The following is a 2,746-nucleotide window of genomic DNA, read 5'->3' on the forward strand; positions in this document are numbered from 1 at the left end:
GGTCCCCGTATCACCGGCCGCCATCCGGCGCGCGATCCCACCGGACACCAACCCCCGCAGCACCGCCGGAAGCTCCTCACGAGCAACCCCTGCCGGGTCGACAGCGGCGGCGACGCAGAGGGGGCTGCCCTGCGCACAGGCGGCATCGAGCAGGCCCAGCGCCTTCTCGCTGGACATCGCGGTGATGCCCGAGCGGGACATCCGGGCCAAGTCCGCGTCGGCGAGCCTTCCGGTCAGCTCGCTGGACTGGGCCCACAGGCCCCAGGCCACCGACAGCCCCGGGAGGCCATGGGCTTGGCGATGGGCGGCGAGGGCGTCGCAAAAGGCGTTCGCCGCCGCGTAGTTGGCCTGGCCCGGGCTACCCAGGACGCCTGCGGCCGACGAGAACATCGCGAACAGGGACAGCGGAAGATCGGCGGTGGCAGTGTGCAGATGCGCCGCGCCCGTCGCCTTGGCCGCCCACACCCGGACGAGCCGCTCGGGTGTCTGGGAGGTCACCACCGCGTCGTCGAGCAGTCCCGTGGCATGGATGACGCCGGTCAGCGGATGGTCGGTGTCGATCCCCGCCACGAGTTCGGCCACCGCCGACGCGTCCGTGACGTCCACGGCGGCGATCCGCACCCTCGCGCCCAACTCCTCCAGGCGCGCGGCCAGTTCGCGGGCTGCCGGGGCGTCCGGCCCACGACGGCTCACCAGGACCAGATGGCCGACCTGCCAGGTGCGCACCAGATGTTCGGCCACCAGACCGCCGAGGGTGCCGGTGCCGCCCGTCACCAGCACGGTGCCGTCAGGGTCGAGCGACACCGGGGCGTTCCGTCCCTCCGGACCGCTGTGGGCGGAGGCACGGGTCAGCCGTGGCACCCACGCCCGTCCATTCCGCACGGCCAGCTGCGGCTCGTCCAGATCCACCGCCCGGGTGACGGCGTCCCGTACGTTGTCCGCGCTCGCACCGGCCGCCGGGTTGAGGTCAAGGTCAAGGTCGAGGTCAAGGTCAAGGTCAAGCAGGAGGAAGCGCCCCGGGTTCTCCGCCTGAGCGCTCCGCAGGAGCCCCCAGAGCGCGGCGGCGGCCACATCCGTGCCGCTCTCGTCGACGGCGACCGCGCCACGCGTCACCACGACCAACCGTGCGTCGGCCAGCCGGGGCTCGGCCAGCCACTGCCGCACCAGTTCCAGGGCTCGCTGGGCCATCTCCAGACCGGCGGTCGCCATGTCACCCACGACATCGGCATCGACGTCCGGGCGCGGGAACTCGGCGAACACCACGGCCGGGACCGGCTTCGTGCCATCGAACCCCGCGAGAAACGCCTCCAGATCGGGGCCAGCGCCCTCGGCCGCCAGCACCGCCCAGCTATCGCGATCGGCCACCGGCTCGTCGGTCCGAGTCGGCTGCGGCAGCGGGGTCCAGTCCAGGACGAACAGACCGTCCACACCACGCGTCGCCCCAGCCCGCAATCGCTCTACGGCCGCCGGTCGCGTGACCAGTGAGTCGACCGTCAGAACGGGGTCGCCCACGGCATCGGCCACCACCAGCCGCAGCCCCCGCTCGCCCTCGGCACCTTCCCGATCCGGGGACAGCCGAACACGTACGGTGCTGGCTCCGGCGGCCCACAGCGACACCCCGTTCCAGGCGAACGGCAGCCACACCTGGCCACCCTCCCGCTCCTGGCCGGACTCCGTGTCGAGCAGGAGGGCCGGGTGCAGGGCGGCGTCGAGCAGCGCCGGGTGGATGCCGAACCCGTCCGCGTCGCCCGCTGCCTCGGGCAGCGCCACCTCGGCCAGCAGGTCCGCACCGTCCCGCCACATGGCGCGCAGCCCCTGGAACGACGGTCCGTACGCATAGCCCGCCGCCGCGGAGCGCTCGTAGAACCCCTCCAGATCAACGGGTTGCGCACCCGCCGGAGGCCATGTGCCGCCCAGCCCCTCGGCCGACTGGCCCGCGCCTTCCGTCGCCGGGCTCAGCACCCCCTCGGCGTGGCACACCCAGCCCCCGTCGGCGCCCGAGTCGGCCTCGCCATCCGGATGGGAGTAGATCCGCACATCGCGCCGCCCGTCCTCGCCCGCGGCGCCCACCACCACCTGGATGCGCAGTCCGCCCGACTCGGGCAGCACCAACGGCACTTGCAGCGCCAGCTCCTCGACCCCACCACAGCCGACCTCGTCGGCCGCCCGCAACGCCCACTCCACCAGCGTCGCGCCCGGGGCCAGGGTGGCGTCCGCCACGATGTGCTCACTGAGCCAACCGTCACCGCCACCGGCCGCGATACGCCCGGTGAGCAGATGGGTGCTTCCATCGGCCAGTTCCACGGCGGCGCCCAGCATCGGATGATCCGCGGCGACCAGACCAAGGCCGCTGGGGTCACCTGCCGCGCCCGAGGCGTTCATCCAGTAACGCTGGTGCTGGAAGGCGTACGTGGGCAGATCGACGGTACGGGGGGTGGGGTCGGCCGGAAACGCCGCCTTCCAGTCCACCTCGACACCGGCGATGAACGCCTGGCCGAGGGAGTGGAGGAGCTGGGCCTGGCCACCGTGATCGCGACGCAGCGTGGGCACAGCGACCGCGTCCGCATCTACGTGCTCAAAGGTCTCCTGCATTCCGATGGTCAGTACGGGGTGGGTGCTGGCCTCGATGAACACCCGATGCCCAGCCGCCAACAACGCCTCGACGGCATCGGCGAACCGCACCCGCTCCCGCAGATTCCGCACCCAATAGTCCGCGTCCAGGAGGGAAGCATCAGCTCGGCCACCG

Annotated in this window: 1 protein-coding gene; it reads right to left on the reverse strand. The window is 72.5% G+C overall.

The genetic code is table 11. The features are described 5' to 3' along the window. Window positions 1-2,746: type I polyketide synthase (locus tag NP777_RS46665; protein WP_256656286.1), on the reverse strand; the 2,746-nt coding region annotated here is incomplete at both ends.

This window comes from Streptomyces rugosispiralis, assembly GCF_024505145.1.
GTDB classification, from domain to species: domain Bacteria; phylum Actinomycetota; class Actinomycetes; order Streptomycetales; family Streptomycetaceae; genus Streptomyces; species Streptomyces rugosispiralis.